The following is a 14,681-nucleotide window of genomic DNA, read 5'->3' as shown; positions in this document are numbered from 1 at the left end:
GGGACCGAATCGCTCCGGTACGTACCGCCGCCGTTCCCCCGCAACGCCTTCGTCCAGGTTCCCGAACGGTCGCCGCACGCTCAGCGCGTACGGCGACCGTTCGCGTTGGAGCACCGGTCCGCCGTCGATGACCGTCCTGTCGCTCGTTACCCCGATCTTCGGGCTGATCCTGGTCGGCTGGATCGCGGCCCTGGCTGGCTTCCTGTCCGACAAGGTCAGCGACGGCCTCTCGGAATACGTCTTCTCCATCGCCGTCCCGGCCCTCATCCTGGCGACGCTGACGCGCCCGGGTCTCACCGGCGAGATCACGCCGTCCTACTGGTTCAGCTACTTCGGTGGCGCCGGGCTGTCCTGGCTGATCGGCTCGCTTCTCAGCCTGCGCCGCGAGGGCGTGGAGCGGCGCGGTGCGATCCTGCACGGCTTCGCCGCCAGCCAATCGAACACCGTCTTCATCGGCGTGCCCATGATCCTCCAGGCCTATGGCGAGGAGGGGGCCTTCCCGCTCTTCATGCTGCTGGCGGTGCATCTGCCGCTGATGATGGGCTGTGCCACCTTCCTGATCGAGGCGGATGGGCAGGCGTCGATCCTCAGGCGCCTGCGCGGACTGGCGCTGGTTCTCCTGCGCAACCCCATCTTCCTGGCGCTCATCGCCGGCCTCACCCTCAAAGGGCTCGGGCTCGCCCCCACCGGTGTGGTCAAGTCCCTGGTCGATGCCCTGGCGGGGACAGCCTCGACCTGCGCGCTCATCGCTCTCGGAGCCGGGCTCGTCCGCTACCGGGTCCTGCACGACCTGCCCAGTGCCATGGTGATCACTGGCCTGAAGCTCGTGATCCATCCCCTCGCGGTCTGGGTCCTGGCCTTCCACGTCTTCACCATGCCGCCGGCCTATGCCGGCGTGGCGACCCTGTTCGCGGCCATGCCCGTGGGGATCAATGCCTATCTGCTGGCCTCGCGCTACAAGACCGAGACCGGGGTGGTCGCCGCCGCAGTGATGCTCTCGACCCTGCTGGCGATCGTCACCACCATCGTCTGGCTCACGATCCTCGGACACGCTTGACGATCCGGATGGGCGTTTGTACCGATCGGTACAGACGCTGCAGCGCCCAGCGTGAATTAGGGAAATGCCGCCATGTCCGAATCGCGTCCGCCACTGCCGCCCTTCACTCGGGAGACCGCGATCCAGAAGGTGCGGGCCGCCGAGAATGGTTGGAATGGGTGTGACCCCGAGAAGGTCGCGCTGGCCTACACGCCGGACAGCCGCTGGCGGAACCGGGCCGAGTTCTTCGCCGGTCGGCCCGCCATCGTGGCCTTCCTGCAGCGCAAGTGGGCTCGCGAACTGGATTATCGTCTGATCAAGGAGATCTGGGCACACGGCGATGATCGGATCGCGGTGCGGTTCGCCTACGAATTCCACGATGCATCCGGGCAGTGGTTTCGCGCCTACGGCAACGAGAATTGGGCCTTCGACGCGAACGGACTGATGCGCGAGCGCCATGCCAGCATCAATGATCTCATCATCACTGAATCCGAGCGCAGGTTTCGGTGGAACCGCGCCGCGCCGCGTCCGGAGGATCATCCGGGCCTGACCGAGCTCGGCCTCTAGGAGACTCGACGTGGGACAGGGTGCGGGCGCTCGGACCGCAGCCATTCCGATCCTGTCCGAGGTCTTCCGGGAGCACGGCTACGAGGGCGCCAGTCTCGCGCTCCTCGGCGCACGCACCGGCCTCGGCAAGGGAAGCCTCTATCACGCCTTCCCGGGGGGCAAGGCGGAGATGGCGGAGGCTGTGCTCACGGCGATCGCAGCGTGGTTCGAGACCCGGATCTACGCGCCGCTTCGGGAGGAGGCCGATCCCCGTGCGGGGATCACCCGGATGCTGTCGGAAACCGACGCCTATTTTCGCTCCGGCGGACGGGCCTGCCTCGTCGGCGCCTTCGCCCTCACCGAGGGACGCGATCGATTCGCTGCGCGCATCGCCGGATACTTCGTGGCCTGGCGTACCGCCCTGGCCATTGCCCTGAGGCAGGTCGGTCACGGCCCGGAGGCAGCGGCTGACCTCGCCGAGGAGGCCGTCGCGGCGATCCAGGGGGGGCTCGTCCTGGCGCGGGCCCTGGACGAGCCCGCGGCCTTCGGTCGAACCCTGGAGCGTCTGCGGCGGCGCCTGATCCCCGATCCCTGAATCCGGCGGCCCTGCTGTCGGGCCGCCGGCCGGGATTGCGGATCAGTTGCCGGGGGTCAGTTTCAGGATCTTGCCGTCCGCGCCCTCGGTCACGGCATAGACCGCACCGTCGCTGCCGACCCGAACGTCCCGGATGCGGGCCTGCAGGGGAATGCGCTCCTCGGTCACGACCTTGTCGCCGTCGAGCTTCACCGCGACGATGCCCTCGCTGACGAGTCCACCGATGAGGAAGGCATCCTTCCAGGCCGGGAAGGCGTCGCCGGTGTAGAGGGCCATTCCCGAAGGCCCGATCACCGGGTCCCAGTAATAGACCGGCTGTGCGGTTCCGCCCGCCTGGGTCTTGCCCTCGCCGATCTTCTCGCCGCTGTATTCCAGGCCGTAGGTGACCTCGGGCCAGCCGTAATTGACGCCCGGGCGGGGCCGGTTGAGTTCATCGCCGCCCTTCGGGCCGTGCTCGGCGGTCCAGAGCCGGCCCTGCGGGTCGAGGGCGGCCGCCTGGACGTTCCGGTGTCCGTAGGACCAGATCTCGGGCTTGGCCTTCTCGCCGCCCGAGAACGGGTTATCCTTGGGCGCATTCCCGTCGGTGTCGATGCGGAACACCTTGCCGAGGCCGCTGGTGAGATCCTGCGCCTGGACGCGGGTGACCTTGTCGGAGCGCTCGCCCACCGTGACGAACAGCTTGCCGTCGGGCGCGAACACGAGGCGTGAACCGAAATGCTTGTCGCCGTCATAGGTGGGCATCTGTCGGAAGATCACCTTGACCTCGTCGAGCCGAGCGACGCCGTTCTCTTCGATCAGCTTGGCACGGAGCACGCTGGTGCCGTTGCCCTTCTCGCGCGGCTCCGAATAGCTGAGATAGATTCGCCGGTCCGCCGGGAAGCTCGGGCTGAGGGCGACATCGAGCAGACCGCCCTGACCCCGTGCGTCGACCTTTGGCACCCCCGGAATCGCCGGACCGGGCGTCCCGTCCTTGGCGACGATCCGCAGCTTGCCGGCCTTCTCGGTCACGAGCATCCGGCCGTCCGGCAGGAACTCCATCGCCCAGGGACTGTCGAGGCCCTTGGCCACCACCTCAGTCTTCACCTGCGTGGCGACTTCGGGCTTCGGAGCCCGAGTCTGGTTCGGCAGGAGCGGTTTGTAAGGCGCGTTCGGCGCTTCCGTCTCCGCCGGGCTGTTGCCGGCGGCTGCGCTCGTGGGGGCCGCGAAGGCATCGCCGCCCACCCGGGGCTGCCTGGGTTCGGTCCCTGCCGATTCCTGCGCATGGACGGCCGTGCCGAGGCTGAGGAGGGCTGCGGTGGCGAGCAGGCGATAGGGGGTGCGCTTCACGTCGGGTGTTCCTCCATGCCGGTCGCGGGACCGGCTTCGGATCGAGCCCCGTCGGCCGGCCGAGCGGCCCGCCGGGGCAGGGACGAGAGGGACATGGGGCGACGGACACGCTTTGACGAGGGTTGGGTCAATGGGGATCACCCGAGCGGGACCGGCGAGGGGCCGTGGACAATGCTTGTTCCGGAGGGAGGTCAGCCCCGCTTACGGTGCAGGATGCCTTGACCGTTCCCCATGGCATCGCCAAGTCTGGTCGACAGCGCACAGTCTCGCGGTGCGATGACGGCGAAGAGGTGGTTCCGCAGGCGCGGTACCGGAAAGGAAGTTTCCCCATGGCGACGGTGAAAGTGACCGACGCGAGCTTCGAGCAGGACGTTCTCCAGTCCGCGGAGCCGGTCGTAGTGGATTTCTGGGCCGAGTGGTGCGGTCCCTGCCGCCAGATCGGCCCGGCTCTCGAGGAGATCTCGGCCGATCTCCAGGGCAAGGTGAAGATCGCGAAGGTCAACGTCGACGAGAACCCGGGAATCGCCGCCCAGTACGGCATCCGGTCGATCCCCACGCTGCTGATCTTCAAGGACGGCCAGCTCGCGAGCCAGAAGGTCGGCGCAGCGCCCAAGGGCGATCTGTCCCGCTGGATCCAGGCCAGCGCCTGAGTCACCCGGCTTGCGAGGTCGCCGACACGGCGGTCTCGGTTTGGGTCTGAGAAGGAAAAAGCCCGGCGTGATGCCGGGCTTTTTCGTGGGCGGAGATTCCGCCTGCATGTGCGTTCGCGCCTTGCCGCATGAGGCACCAAACGGAAGAAGCCCGGCCTGGCGGCCGGGCTTCTCCGTTTCGAGACCCGTAATGTCGGCTTAGTACGAGCCGAACTTGTAGTTCAGGCCGGCGCGGACGACGGCGAACTCGGTGTTGCGCACCTGGGTGCCGCCGCTGACCAGGACGACGCCCGGGCTGGCGGTGGTGATGACGGCGCCGGCGTTGTTGATGGCGAAGGCGCCGTTGTTGCGGTTGCCCTGGTCGAGGTTCACGTACAGACCTTCGACCTTCAGCGTGACGGCCGAAGAGCGGAAGAAGTTCAGGAACGAGTCGGTGGGGAGCGCGTACTCGATACCACCGCCAGCGGCCCAGCCGGTCTGGAAGTCGTCACGGCTGCGGTTCGGCAGACCGAAGTCGCGGCCGCCGCCCGAACCGTAGGCGAAGCCGCCGGTGCCGTAGAACAGAACGCGGTCGAAGGCGTAGCCGAGACGACCACGGACGGTGCCGAAGTAGTCGAGGCCCGAGATGCCGGCCGGGTTGAAGACCTGCTGGGCGGCCAGCGGGCCGGTGGCCGAGAAGCGGTTCCGCTCACGACCGAAGTCGACGTACTGGGCGTCGGCTTCGATACCGACGACCACGCCCGAGCCCGGGGTGAACTGGTAGTTGTAGCCGACCTGGCCGCCGCCGACGAAGCCGTCGTTGCTCTGACCGTTGCCGAAAGCGACCACAGCGGTGGTGCCCGGCAGGACCAGGGTGCTGGCGCCGTTGACGCCGATGACGGTCGCCTGGTTGTTGCTGGAGGCGTCGAAGCCGTAACCAGCGTTGAAACCGGCGTAGAAGCCGGTCCAGGTGAACACCGGCACCGGCACGAACACCGGCGGCGCAGCGCGACGCGGAAGGTCAGCGGCCGAGGCAGCTGCAGTGAGGGCCGTGAAGGCCGCGAAAGACGTAAGAAGCTTTTTCATTATTTGATCCCCAGCGATATGCCCGATCGATGGAGAACCTACTGCAGTTTCCACAGCCAAGATGTAGCGCCAGGGTCACACAGCAGAGCTGACGTGGTCGTGATCGAACCCCGAAAAGTGAAGGAAAATCAGATGGGAGAAATCAGATGGGAGGAGTCCCGTTCGCCGTGAGGACAGCACCCACCAAGTAGAGCGAACCGCAGATGAGGATGCGTGGCGGCTGCTCGAACGCGATATCGGCCAAGCTCTCGAGCGCGGCCTCCACGCTCGGCGCCGTCTGCGCGTTCAGACCGACATCCGTCGCGATGCTTGCGACCTCGTCCGCGGGTCTGGCCGCCATCTGCCCGGCGATCGGAACCGCGATGAGCACCCGCGCCAGACCGATGAAATTGCGCAGGAAGCCTTCCGCGTCCTTGGTGCCCAGCAGCCCGACGATGAGGACCAGCGGCACGTCCGAGCGCTCGCCGAGATCCGCCATGGCGGCGGCCAGGATGCGCCCGCCGTCGATGTTGTGGCCGCCGTCGAGCCAGAGCTCGGCGCCCTGCGGCACGAGGTCGGACAGGCGCCCGCGGTTCAAGCGCTGCAGGCGCCCGGGCCACTCGACGGTGTTGAGACCGGCCTCGATGGCCGCGGTGCCGATATCGCCGAAGCCGGCCGCGCGTAGGGCCGCGATCGCCGTGCTCGCGTTGGTGAACTGATGCCGGCCGTTCAAGCGCGGCTTCGGCAGGTCGAACAGGTCGAGATCGTCCTGATAGACGAGACGCCCGCGCTCGGCATGCACCGAGAAGTCCTGGTTCCCGACGCGGATCGGCGTGGCCCCGGCGGCCTCGGCGAGGCGGCAGAGCACCGAATCGGCCTCGGCGTAGTCCTGTGCGGCGATGATCGCCGGGCAGCCCTTCTTGAAGATCCCGGCCTTCTCCGTGGCCACGGCCTCGACGGTGTCGCCGAGGTATTCCGCGTGGTCGCGCCCGATCGGCGTCACCACCGCGGCTGCGGGATTGTCGATCACGTTCGTGGCGTCCACCCGGCCGCCGAGGCCGACCTCCAGGAGCAACACGTCCGCGGGCTGCTCGGAGAACAGCAACAGGGCGGCGGCCGTCGTGATCTCGAACACCGTGATCGGCTCGCCCTCGTTGGCGGCCTCGCAGCGGGCGAAGGCATCGGCGAGCTGGTCCTCGGGCACGAAGTGCCCGCCGCCAATCGCGCCGATGCGGATGCGCTCATGGAAGCGCACGAGATGGGGCGAGGTGTAGACGTGGGCCGCCAGCCCCGCCGCCTCGAGGATCGCCCGCATGAAGGCGATGGTCGAGCCCTTCCCGTTGGTCCCGGCGACGTGGATCACCGGCGGAAGCTTGCGCTCGGGATGTCCGAGCCGGGCAAGCAGGCGCTCGATCCGCCCGAGCGACAGGTCGATCGTGCGCGGGTGGAGGGCGAGGAAGCGCGCCATCAGCGCGTCGGAGGAATCCATGATCGAACGTTGTGTCGCGAAGGGGAGGGGGCGGGGTGTGGCGCCTCAGGCGGGCTCCGGGACCGGAGCGGCCGTCCGGGTCGGCTGTGCTCCGGGCTCCTGGTTCATAAGGAGACCGCACAGGTTGGCGATCGTGTCCTTGAGGGCGTGCCGGTGCACGACCTGATCGACCATGCCGTGGTCGCGCAGGTATTCCGCGCGCTGGAATCCGTCGGGCAGCTTTTCGCGGATCGTCTGCTCGATGACGCGGGGGCCGGCAAAGCAGATCAGCGCACCGGGCTCGGCGAGATGGACGTCGCCCAGCATGGCGTAGGAGGCGGTGACGCCGCCGGTCGTCGGATTGGAGAGCACGACGATGTACGGGAGCTTGGCCGCGTTGAGCCGGCGCACCGCCACGGTGGTGCGGGGCATCTGCATCAGCGAGAGAATGCCCTCCTGCATGCGGGCGCCGCCGGAGGCGGAGAACAGGACGTAGGGGGTCCGCTTGTCGAGCGCCGTCTCGGCGCCGCGCACGAAGGCTTCGCCGGCCGCCATGCCGAGCGATCCGGCCATGAAGGCGAAATCCTGCACCGCCAGCGTCATCGGCAGGCCGGAGACCCGGCCGAAGCCGACCTTGAAGGCGTCGGCCATTCCGGTCTTGGCCCGGGCGTCCTTCAGCCGATCGACGTAGCGCTTCTCGTCGCGGAACTTGAGGGGGTCCGCGGCGACCTCCGGCAGGGGAACGTCGATCCAGGTGCCCTCGTCGAACATCATCTTGAGGCGCGCCTGGGCGCTCATCTTCAGATGGTGCTCGGAACCCGGGATGACCCAATGGTTGCTCTCCACCTCCTTGTGGAAGACCATCTGGCCCGTGTCGGGACATTTGACCCAGAGGTTCTCCGGGGTCTCGCGCTTGAACAGGGTCTTGATCTTGGGGCGAACAACCTCCGAGATCCAGTTCATCGGTTCAACCATCATGCGACGGCGTCCTTGTGCGGGTTCGAAGCGAGCGAGCCGGAAGGTCTCTGCAAATTGCGTCAGGCGCGGGGCGAGGAGCGAACGCCCTCGGCCAACTCGCGCACTAGGGCGCTGACGGCCTCGACCGTCCCGCCCTGCGACGCGCCCTCTGCGTCGAGGGTCGCCCGCATGGCATCGACCAGGGCCGAGCCGACCACCACTCCGTCGGCGCCGCGGGCGATCGCGGCGGCATCCGCGCCGGTGCGCACACCGAAGCCCACCACGATCGGCAGGTCGGTGTGGCGGCGGATCCGGCCCACGGCTTCGGCAACCCGGTCGAAGTTCGGCTTGGCCGTTCCGGTGATACCCGTGATCGAGACGTAGTAGACGAAGCCTGCCGTGTTCGCGAGGACGGCCGGGAGGCGCTTCTCGTCGGTGGTCGGTGTGGCGAGCCGGATAAAGGCCAAGCCCTTGTCGAGCGTCGGCAGGCAGAGCTCGTCGTCCTCCTCCGGCGGAAGGTCGACGATGATCAGGCCATCGATGCCGGCCGCGAGGGCATCGTCCAGGAAGCGCGCGACACCGTAGGCATGGATGGGGTTGTAGTATCCCATGAGGATCACCGGCGTCTCGGCATTGCCTTCGCGGAAGCGCCGGACGAGGTCGAGAGTCCGCACCACGCCCTGTCCGTGCCTGAGCGCGCGCAGGCCCGCCGCCTGGATCGCCGGACCGTCGGCCATGGGATCGGTGAAGGGCAGTCCGAACTCGACGATGTCGGCTCCCGAGGCCGGCAGGGCCTGCAGCACCTTCAGGGAGGTCTCGGCATCCGGGTCGCCGGCCATGACGTAGGTGACCAGCGCCGCGCGCTTCTCGGCGCGGCAGCGCGCGAAGGTGGCGGCGATCCGCGCCTGACCGGGATTTGCCGAACTCGTAGCCGTCATGACACTCACGTCTCGCGTTCCTCGGAGCCGCCGGGGGCGCGGCCCGGGATCAAGCCGCCGCGCCTACACCATCGCGACCGGCCCGTGAAGCGTGCGGCACGTCGCGTCAATCCCAGGGGTGTCCGGCAACGAACCTTTAACAGCCTTTCGAAAGCCGGCCTTCAACCTCGGGCGGCATGGTCGAAGCCCAGCGGGGTCCCGACCCGCCAGGGGCTGGCCGCATGACTCTGCCCGACATCGTCCTCGTCGTCCTCCCGGCCGGCCTCGCGTTCCTGGCAGGCTGGCTCCTGCGCGCGCGCACCCGTCAGCCCATGGTCGGCCTCCAGCTTATGGGGAAGGAGGGGGCGCGCACCGAGCAGCTGGAGGACCGGATCTGGCGCCTCTCGGAGAGCGAGGAGCGCTACCGGGCCCTGGTGGAAGCCACGACGGAGATCATCGTCCAGCAGGATTCCCAGGGCCGGATCACCTTCGCCAACGAGGGCTTCGGCCGCCTCGTCGGAGCCGCGCCCCTGTCGCTTCTCGGCACGGCCCGCCAGCCGGAGGTGCTGGAGACCGGTGAGATCGTGCGGCAGGCGAACGGCGTCCGCCGGATCGAGATGCGGCTCGCCCCGGCTTCGGGGACGCCACGCTGGTACGCCTTCATCGAGATGCCGGTGCCGGGCAGCAACGGCGAAACCCAGTGGCTGCGCGCCGGTGCCGACATCACCGAGCGGGTCGAATCCGCCCGCTCCCTGGACGAGGCTCTCAACCGGGCCGAGGCGGCCAACGTCGCCAAGTCGCGCTTCCTCGCCACCGTGAGCCACGAGTTCCGCACGCCGCTGAACGGGATTCTCGGCATGGCCGACCTCGTCCTCGAGACCGGGCTCGATCCGGAGCAGCGCACCTACGTCGAGGCCATCGGCACCTCGGGCAAGGCGTTGCTGACCCTGATCGACGGCATCCTCGACTTCTCGCGGATCGAGGCCGGGCGCCTCGACCTCGCCGCCGAGCCCTTCGATCCGGCCGAGATCGCCGAGGGCGTCGTGGAATTGCTGGCGCCCCGGGCCCAGGACAAGGGGATCGAGATCGCGGTCGATGTCGCCGACGATGTCCCGCGTTTCGTGATCGGTGACGCGGACCGGGTCCGGCAGATCCTCGTGAACCTCGCCGGCAACGCCATCAAGTTCACGGGGACCGGTGGCGTCGGGGTCGAACTGACCCACGGTGACGGTCATCTGCGCATCGCCATCTCGGATACGGGTCCGGGCATCCCGGAAGATCGCATCCCGCGCCTGTTCGAGGAATTCGAGCAAGGCGACGACAGTGCGAGCCGCCGGCACGAGGGAACCGGGCTCGGCCTCGCCATCACGCGCCGCCTCGTCACCCGAATGGGTGGCCATGTCGCGGCGACGTCGCGCCTCGGCACGGGCAGCACCTTCACCGTCGCCCTCCCGCTCGGCATCGCCGAGGCGGAGCGGGAGCGCCCGCCCGGCCTCGCTGGGCGTAGAGTCCTTATCGTTGCGGCTTCGCCGTTCCAGGCGCCCTACCTCGCGCGCCGGCTGACGCGGTCCGGGGCCTCCGCCCTGGTGGTGCCGGACCTCGCGGCGGGGCTCGCGGCGTTGCCGGGGGCAGCCTTCGACGCCCTGCTGGCGGATCGCACGCTCGGGGACGCCGCCGTGCGAAGCCTCTCCGGGGAGGCGCGGCGTCACGGCGTGCGCTGCTGCCTGGTGCTGCTCTCACCCTTCGATCGACGCGATTTCGGCGCGCCAGCCGCGTCCGGGTTCGACAGCTACCTCGTGAAGCCGGTACGCGCCCGTTCGCTGTTCGATCGCCTGCTCGCGCCGTCCTCTCCCCGCAGCGAGCGCCCGGCGCCGTTGGAGGCGATTCGGCATCCGGATCTTCTTCGCCCGGAGCCGGAGACGCCGCGCACCCCGATCGCCACCGGACCGCGCGTGCTCCTGGCCGAGGACAACCCGATCAACGCCCTGCTGGCGACCAAGGCCCTGGAGCGCCTCGGAGCGATCGTCGTCCTGGCGCGGGACGGGGAGGAAGCGCTCGCCCGCATCCGCGAGGCGTCCGACGCGGTGCCCTTCGACCTCGCCCTCCTGGACATCCGCATGCCCGGCCTCGACGGGCTCGAGACCGCGCGACGGATTCGGGCCGGCGAGAGCGGAGTGCACGCGTCCGCCCTCCGGCTCGTCGCGCTCACCGCCAATGCGGGCCGCGACGACGAGCGTGAGGCCCGAGCGGCCGGCTTCGATCATTTTCTCGCCAAGCCCCTGGATCTGCAGGCCCTACCGGACTTGCTGGCCCGTCGTGCGGCGGCCGCATGAGCGTTGACACGCCGGTTCTCCCGCGCGAACACCGCGCCATGGCCGATGACCTGATTTCCGATGCGCCGACGCGCAACCATGACCGCCGCGTCGCCTGGGGCGTGGTCGCCCTCACGGCCGCGACGGTGCTGATCGGAGCCGCCATACCGGCGCCGTCGCACCCCAAGGCAAGCGTCGCGCCGAGCGAGGACACGGCCTGCGCCGAGTGGGGCGACGGCTGTCGCGTCTGCCAGCGCGTCGAGGGGGGCATCCATTGCTCCCTCCCGGGGATCGCCTGCGTGGCGAAGGAACAGAGTTGCCTTCGCCGCGTCGGCGGCTGATCGAACGACGGTCGGAAGGGGTCCGTCGGTGAAGGCCCCGATATTCCGCTTCGCCCCCAGCCCGAACGGCCGCCTGCATCTCGGACATGCGGCCTGCGCCCTCCTGAACGACGCCCTCGCGCGGGGGACCGGCGGCCGCTTGCTGCTGCGGATCGAGGATATCGATCCGGTCCGGTCGCGCCCCGAACTGATCCAGGGGCTCCGCGACGACCTCGCCTGGTTGGGCTTGCGGTTCGCGTCCCCGGAGCGCCGCCAATCCGAGCATTTCGACGCCTACCGGCGTCAGGTCTCCGCCTTGGCCCAGCGCGGCCTGGCTTATCCATGCTTCTGCTCGCGCGGCGTGATCGCCGCGGCGGCGGAGGCCGGGTCTGCCGACGGCGGCACGGCGTTGAACCGCGACCCCGATGGAGCGCCGCTCTATCCGGGCACCTGCCGGGCCCTGCCCAGGGGCGTCGCCGATGCGCGACGGGCCGCCGGAGAACCGCATACCTGGCGGCTCGATACGGCCAGGGCCCTGGCCGCGGCACCCGGCCCGCACAGGGTGCGCGCCTTCGCCGTCGCGGCGGGGGAGGGGAGGGGGCCTGTCCGCAAAATCGGGACCGAATGGGACGAGGCTGCCGATCCAGCGCGCTGGGGGGATCCGGTCATCGCCCGTCGCGACGTGCCGACGAGCTATCACCTCGCCGTCGTGATGGACGATGCCCTCCAGGGCATCAGCCACGTGGTCCGCGGCGCGGACCTGCGCGCCAGCACCGACCTGCACGTCCTTCTGCAGGCCCTGATCGAGGCGCCGTCGCCGCGCTACCATCACCATGATCTGCTGCTGGACGCTTCGGGCGAGAAGCTCGCGAAATCCCGCGGCTCGCAATCCCTCGCCGACCTGCGCGCGTCCGGCGAGAGCCCGGCGGACATACGGACCCGCCTCGGATTCGCCTGAACGACGGCGATCAGCCCAGGGACGCAGCCGGCATCGAGAACCCGAACGCAGGGGCGCGAATCAGCGCATCGCGTCGCGCTGGGCCATGGCGGAGGCCGTGCGCGACTTCTGCATCGTGCCCTCGATCTGCTCGCGTTGGCGGGTGAATTCCGCGAGCATCCGCCCGTCGAGTTCGCGCCCGCGAGGGACGCGGATCTTCATCGGGTCGACGAAGTGCCCGTTGATGATGACCTCGTAGTGGAGGTGGGCGCCGGTGGAGAGGCCGGTCGAGCCGACATAGCCGATCACCTGGCCTTGGCGCACCTTGGCGCCGGCGGTGACGCCGCGGGCGAAGCGGGACATGTGATTGTAGGTCGTGACGTAGCCGTTGATGTGCTGCAGTTCCACCCGGCGGCCGTAGCCGGAATCCCAATCCGCCTTCAGCACCGTCGCGTTGCCGGCCGCCACGATGGGCGTGCCGATCGGGTTCGCCCAGTCGACGCCGGTATGCAGCTTCGCGTAGCCGAGGACCGGGTGGCGCCGATAGCCGAAGCCCGAGCGCATGATGCCGTCGGCGATGGGCTTGCGGATGAGGAACTTCTTGAGCGATCGGCCCTGCTCGTCGAGGTAGTCGATCGTTCCGTCGTCGGGGGACTGGAAGCGGAAGACCTTGCGGGCCTCGCCACCGAGATTGAGCGAGGCGTAGAGCAGTTCCGGTCGCTCGGTGGAGCCCTGCGCACCCTCGTCGTCGAAGGTATAGAAGACGTCGAGGCTGTCGCCCTGCGAGATCCGGCGCTGGAAATCCACGTCGTAGCCGAAGATCTTGACCAGGTCGTCGACGGCACCGCGGGGCAGGTCGTGCCGGGCCGCCGTCTCGTAGAGGCTCTGATACAGGCGCGGACCCGTGCCTCCCTCCTCCTCGCCGTCCTCGGAGGCGTCCGCCACGGCCGGTGCCGTCCGCGAGGGAGCGTCTTCGGTCGGCGGCGCGACGGAGACGAAGGTGCCGCGATCGTTGATCGCCGCGATCCCCTCGATGCCGCTCTCGCCGTAGAGCACCACGCGGGTGACCTGACGCGGATCGCCGGGCCGCGGCCCTGGCGCGACCTGGACCCGGAACTGCTGACCTTCGGAGAGGTCTGCCGTCCGTGTGCGCCCGCCGAGGGCGGCCACGATACCGCGAATCTGTTCGTCGCTGGCGCGGGCCGTGTTCTTGAGGGCGGCCTCCAGCGTCTCGCCGCGCTTGAGGGCGAGGTCGCGCTCCTCGACGAGAGGCGGCTCGGCCCCGACACCGCTCTTGGCCAGGCTGGTGACGTTCTCGGGCACCACCAGAACGTCGATGGATTTGAAGGGCGAGCCCTCGTCGCCGAGGCGCGACGCCGGATCGAAGCGCGACCCCGCCATTCCCTGCTGCAGGGTCCGCGACAGCATGATCTGGGGCGCGATCGGGATCGCGGCGCGGCGGCCCGCCTCGACCGAGAGGCGGCGCTCCTCCTCGATCTGCGCCGCCACGTCGTCGTCGGACAGGGCAGGGGCGCCGGGCTCGACGTCGATGCCGGCGAGATCGCGCTTGATTACGGAGACCTCGGCGCCTGGCGCATCCGCCAGGCCCGGCTCGGGCGCGCGCTCCAGGGGTTCGTCCGTGCTGAGCTTCATGGGATCGAAGCGCGGCATCTCGGTCGCGAACACGCCCGTCGTCATCGACAGTGCGGTCGAGACGCGCATGAAGGGACGCACCTTGATGATCTCGCGGTCACCCAGCCGCACCGTCACGGGCGAGCGGAAGCTCTGCTTGGCCGAGGCGATCATCAGATTTCGGACCAGCCGGTCGCTCTTGCGGGCGACATTGGCCGTGCCGTCGCTGAGAGCGGGCCGGACCGCGGTCGAGGCCCGTTCCGGAATCGCCGCGAAGGAGGCCTCGCTCTGCAGCGAGACATGGATCGCCGCACCGATCAGGGCCGCACCGGTCAGGCCCGTGAGCGCGCTGGCACAGAGCCAGCGCAGGTTGACGTCACGCCGGTCGATCCGCGCCGCATCGGGCCCGAGAAGGTCGAGGGCCGGAAGACTGCCGTTCGGCGAACGCCCCGGGACGCGTCCCTCCGCTGGGCCGTCCCGCTCCCCGATCTTCAGACGGCCGCGCTTCACGATGAGGTTCCTGTTCTCTGACAACCGCCCGCGCAGGTTTCCCGCGCACGGCGCCGCCCAGCGGCCAGCCACCGATGTCGTGGCCCAGCATGTCGAGATTGAGGCACGTTTCGGCGCGCGCGTCACCGCAGGAGGGGAGGGCGCACGTGACACTCGCAGCAAAGTTTTCCGCGCGCCGTCCGCGGTGAATTTTTTTCGTTTCCGGCGGTTGACGGGTTGGGGCATGATCCGTATACCCCGGTTCATCGGCGGGCGGCCAACGGGGTTGGCGGCTTGCTTTTGCATCTCCTGACGATTTGGCGGGGTTTGGCCTGGTATTCTGGGCGGGCTTTGCTGTTTTGTTTGTGTGTATGTTGTTCTTTGACAAGTGAATCTGAGAAAGAGAAGCGTGGGCGGCGATTTGGCTCTTGCGGATCCTCTGTGAAGGGGAT

Annotated in this window: 14 protein-coding genes; 7 read left to right on the top strand and 7 right to left on the bottom strand. The window is 69.0% G+C overall.

Annotation, left to right across the window (positions count from 1 at the left end; translation table 11 throughout):
- Positions 1-127: 127 nt before the first annotated feature.
- From AC0IY1_RS18525 to AC0IY1_RS18515, 3 genes are all read left to right on the top strand, one after another.
- Positions 128-1,057: an AEC family transporter gene (locus tag AC0IY1_RS18525; RefSeq protein WP_055956793.1), complete on the top strand. Its 930-nt coding sequence runs from the start codon at positions 128-130 to the stop codon at positions 1,055-1,057.
- A gap of 72 nt (positions 1,058-1,129) precedes the next feature.
- Entirely contained in the window at positions 1,130-1,603 is a 474-nt protein-coding gene (locus tag AC0IY1_RS18520; RefSeq protein WP_055956790.1) for a nuclear transport factor 2 family protein, read from the top strand.
- Between the two features lie 10 nt (positions 1,604-1,613).
- The gene (locus AC0IY1_RS18515; protein WP_055956787.1) at positions 1,614-2,177 is read left to right on the top strand and encodes a TetR/AcrR family transcriptional regulator; all 564 of its coding nucleotides are present in this window, start codon (positions 1,614-1,616) and stop codon (positions 2,175-2,177) included.
- 42 nt (positions 2,178-2,219) lie between these two features.
- On the opposite strand, the gene AC0IY1_RS18510 is transcribed toward AC0IY1_RS18515, so the two are convergent.
- Positions 2,220-3,503 carry a PQQ-dependent sugar dehydrogenase gene (locus AC0IY1_RS18510; protein ID WP_055956785.1) on the bottom strand — a complete coding sequence of 428 codons (1,284 nt, stop codon included), beginning with the start codon at positions 3,501-3,503 and terminating at the stop codon, positions 2,220-2,222.
- A gap of 329 nt (positions 3,504-3,832) precedes the next feature.
- On the opposite strand from AC0IY1_RS18510, the gene trxA reads away from it, so the two are divergent.
- Entirely contained in the window at positions 3,833-4,153 is a 321-nt protein-coding gene (gene trxA, locus AC0IY1_RS18505; protein ID WP_055956782.1) for a thioredoxin, read from the top strand.
- Between the two features lie 198 nt (positions 4,154-4,351).
- On the opposite strand, the gene AC0IY1_RS18500 is transcribed toward trxA, so the two are convergent.
- The 4 genes from AC0IY1_RS18500 to trpA all read right to left on the bottom strand — a co-directional run bounded on the left by AC0IY1_RS18500 (position 4,352) and on the right by trpA (position 8,560).
- Positions 4,352-5,218, bottom strand: coding sequence for an outer membrane protein (locus AC0IY1_RS18500; RefSeq protein ID WP_471771442.1), 867 nt, complete (start codon positions 5,216-5,218; stop codon positions 4,352-4,354).
- Between the two features lie 142 nt (positions 5,219-5,360).
- Positions 5,361-6,686, bottom strand: a complete 1,326-nt coding sequence (locus tag AC0IY1_RS18495) for a bifunctional folylpolyglutamate synthase/dihydrofolate synthase (protein WP_055956777.1) — start codon at positions 6,684-6,686, stop codon at positions 5,361-5,363.
- Positions 6,687-6,731: 45 nt separating this feature from the next.
- A complete protein-coding gene (gene accD / locus AC0IY1_RS18490; protein WP_055957143.1) occupies positions 6,732-7,640 on the bottom strand; it encodes an acetyl-CoA carboxylase, carboxyltransferase subunit beta in 909 nt (302 codons plus the stop codon).
- Positions 7,641-7,702: 62 nt separating this feature from the next.
- Positions 7,703-8,560: a tryptophan synthase subunit alpha gene (gene trpA, locus AC0IY1_RS18485; RefSeq protein WP_055956774.1), complete on the bottom strand. Its 858-nt coding sequence runs from the start codon at positions 8,558-8,560 to the stop codon at positions 7,703-7,705.
- 221 nt (positions 8,561-8,781) lie between these two features.
- On the opposite strand from trpA, the gene AC0IY1_RS18480 reads away from it, so the two are divergent.
- Genes AC0IY1_RS18480 through gluQRS form a run of 3 tightly spaced genes read left to right on the top strand, consistent with a single transcriptional unit; the run spans position 8,782 to position 12,129 of the window.
- The gene (locus AC0IY1_RS18480) at positions 8,782-10,872 is read left to right on the top strand and encodes an ATP-binding protein (protein ID WP_055956771.1); all 2,091 of its coding nucleotides are present in this window, start codon (positions 8,782-8,784) and stop codon (positions 10,870-10,872) included.
- Between the two features lie 38 nt (positions 10,873-10,910).
- Positions 10,911-11,192, top strand: coding sequence for a hypothetical protein (locus AC0IY1_RS18475; RefSeq protein ID WP_055956768.1), 282 nt, complete (start codon positions 10,911-10,913; stop codon positions 11,190-11,192).
- Between the two features lie 28 nt (positions 11,193-11,220).
- The gene (gene gluQRS, locus AC0IY1_RS18470) at positions 11,221-12,129 is read left to right on the top strand and encodes a tRNA glutamyl-Q(34) synthetase GluQRS (protein WP_055956765.1); all 909 of its coding nucleotides are present in this window, start codon (positions 11,221-11,223) and stop codon (positions 12,127-12,129) included.
- Positions 12,130-12,189: 60 nt separating this feature from the next.
- Here gluQRS and AC0IY1_RS18465 read toward each other — a convergent pair whose 3' ends face one another.
- A complete protein-coding gene (locus AC0IY1_RS18465; RefSeq protein WP_471771439.1) occupies positions 12,190-14,250 on the bottom strand; it encodes a M23 family metallopeptidase in 2,061 nt (686 codons plus the stop codon).
- Positions 14,251-14,492: 242 nt separating this feature from the next.
- The coding region (locus AC0IY1_RS18460; RefSeq protein WP_471771438.1) for a hypothetical protein at positions 14,493-14,681 on the bottom strand (189 nt) is incomplete at its 5' end.

Source organism: Methylobacterium sp. AC690, assembly GCF_979256535.1.
Note: the sequence above shows the minus strand (reverse complement) of the source record. Positions and strands in the feature narration are given on the sequence as shown.

What these genes read in the sequence shown, in the direction of transcription:
- AC0IY1_RS18525 (WP_055956793.1), top strand. Translation starts at nt 128, where the DNA reads ATGACCGTCCTGTCGCTCGTTACCCCGATCTTCGGGCTGATCCTGGTC.
- AC0IY1_RS18520 (WP_055956790.1), top strand. Translation starts at nt 1,130, where the DNA reads ATGTCCGAATCGCGTCCGCCACTGCCGCCCTTCACTCGGGAGACCGCG.
- trxA (WP_055956782.1), top strand. Translation starts at nt 3,833, where the DNA reads ATGGCGACGGTGAAAGTGACCGACGCGAGCTTCGAGCAGGACGTTCTC.
- AC0IY1_RS18500 (WP_471771442.1), bottom strand. Translation starts at nt 5,218, where the DNA reads ATGAAAAAGCTTCTTACGTCTTTCGCGGCCTTCACGGCCCTCACTGCA.
- AC0IY1_RS18495 (WP_055956777.1), bottom strand. Translation starts at nt 6,686, where the DNA reads ATGGATTCCTCCGACGCGCTGATGGCGCGCTTCCTCGCCCTCCACCCG.
- accD (WP_055957143.1), bottom strand. Translation starts at nt 7,640, where the DNA reads ATGGTTGAACCGATGAACTGGATCTCGGAGGTTGTTCGCCCCAAGATC.
- trpA (WP_055956774.1), bottom strand. Translation starts at nt 8,560, where the DNA reads ATGACGGCTACGAGTTCGGCAAATCCCGGTCAGGCGCGGATCGCCGCC.
- AC0IY1_RS18480 (WP_055956771.1), top strand. Translation starts at nt 8,782, where the DNA reads ATGACTCTGCCCGACATCGTCCTCGTCGTCCTCCCGGCCGGCCTCGCG.
- AC0IY1_RS18475 (WP_055956768.1), top strand. Translation starts at nt 10,911, where the DNA reads ATGGCCGATGACCTGATTTCCGATGCGCCGACGCGCAACCATGACCGC.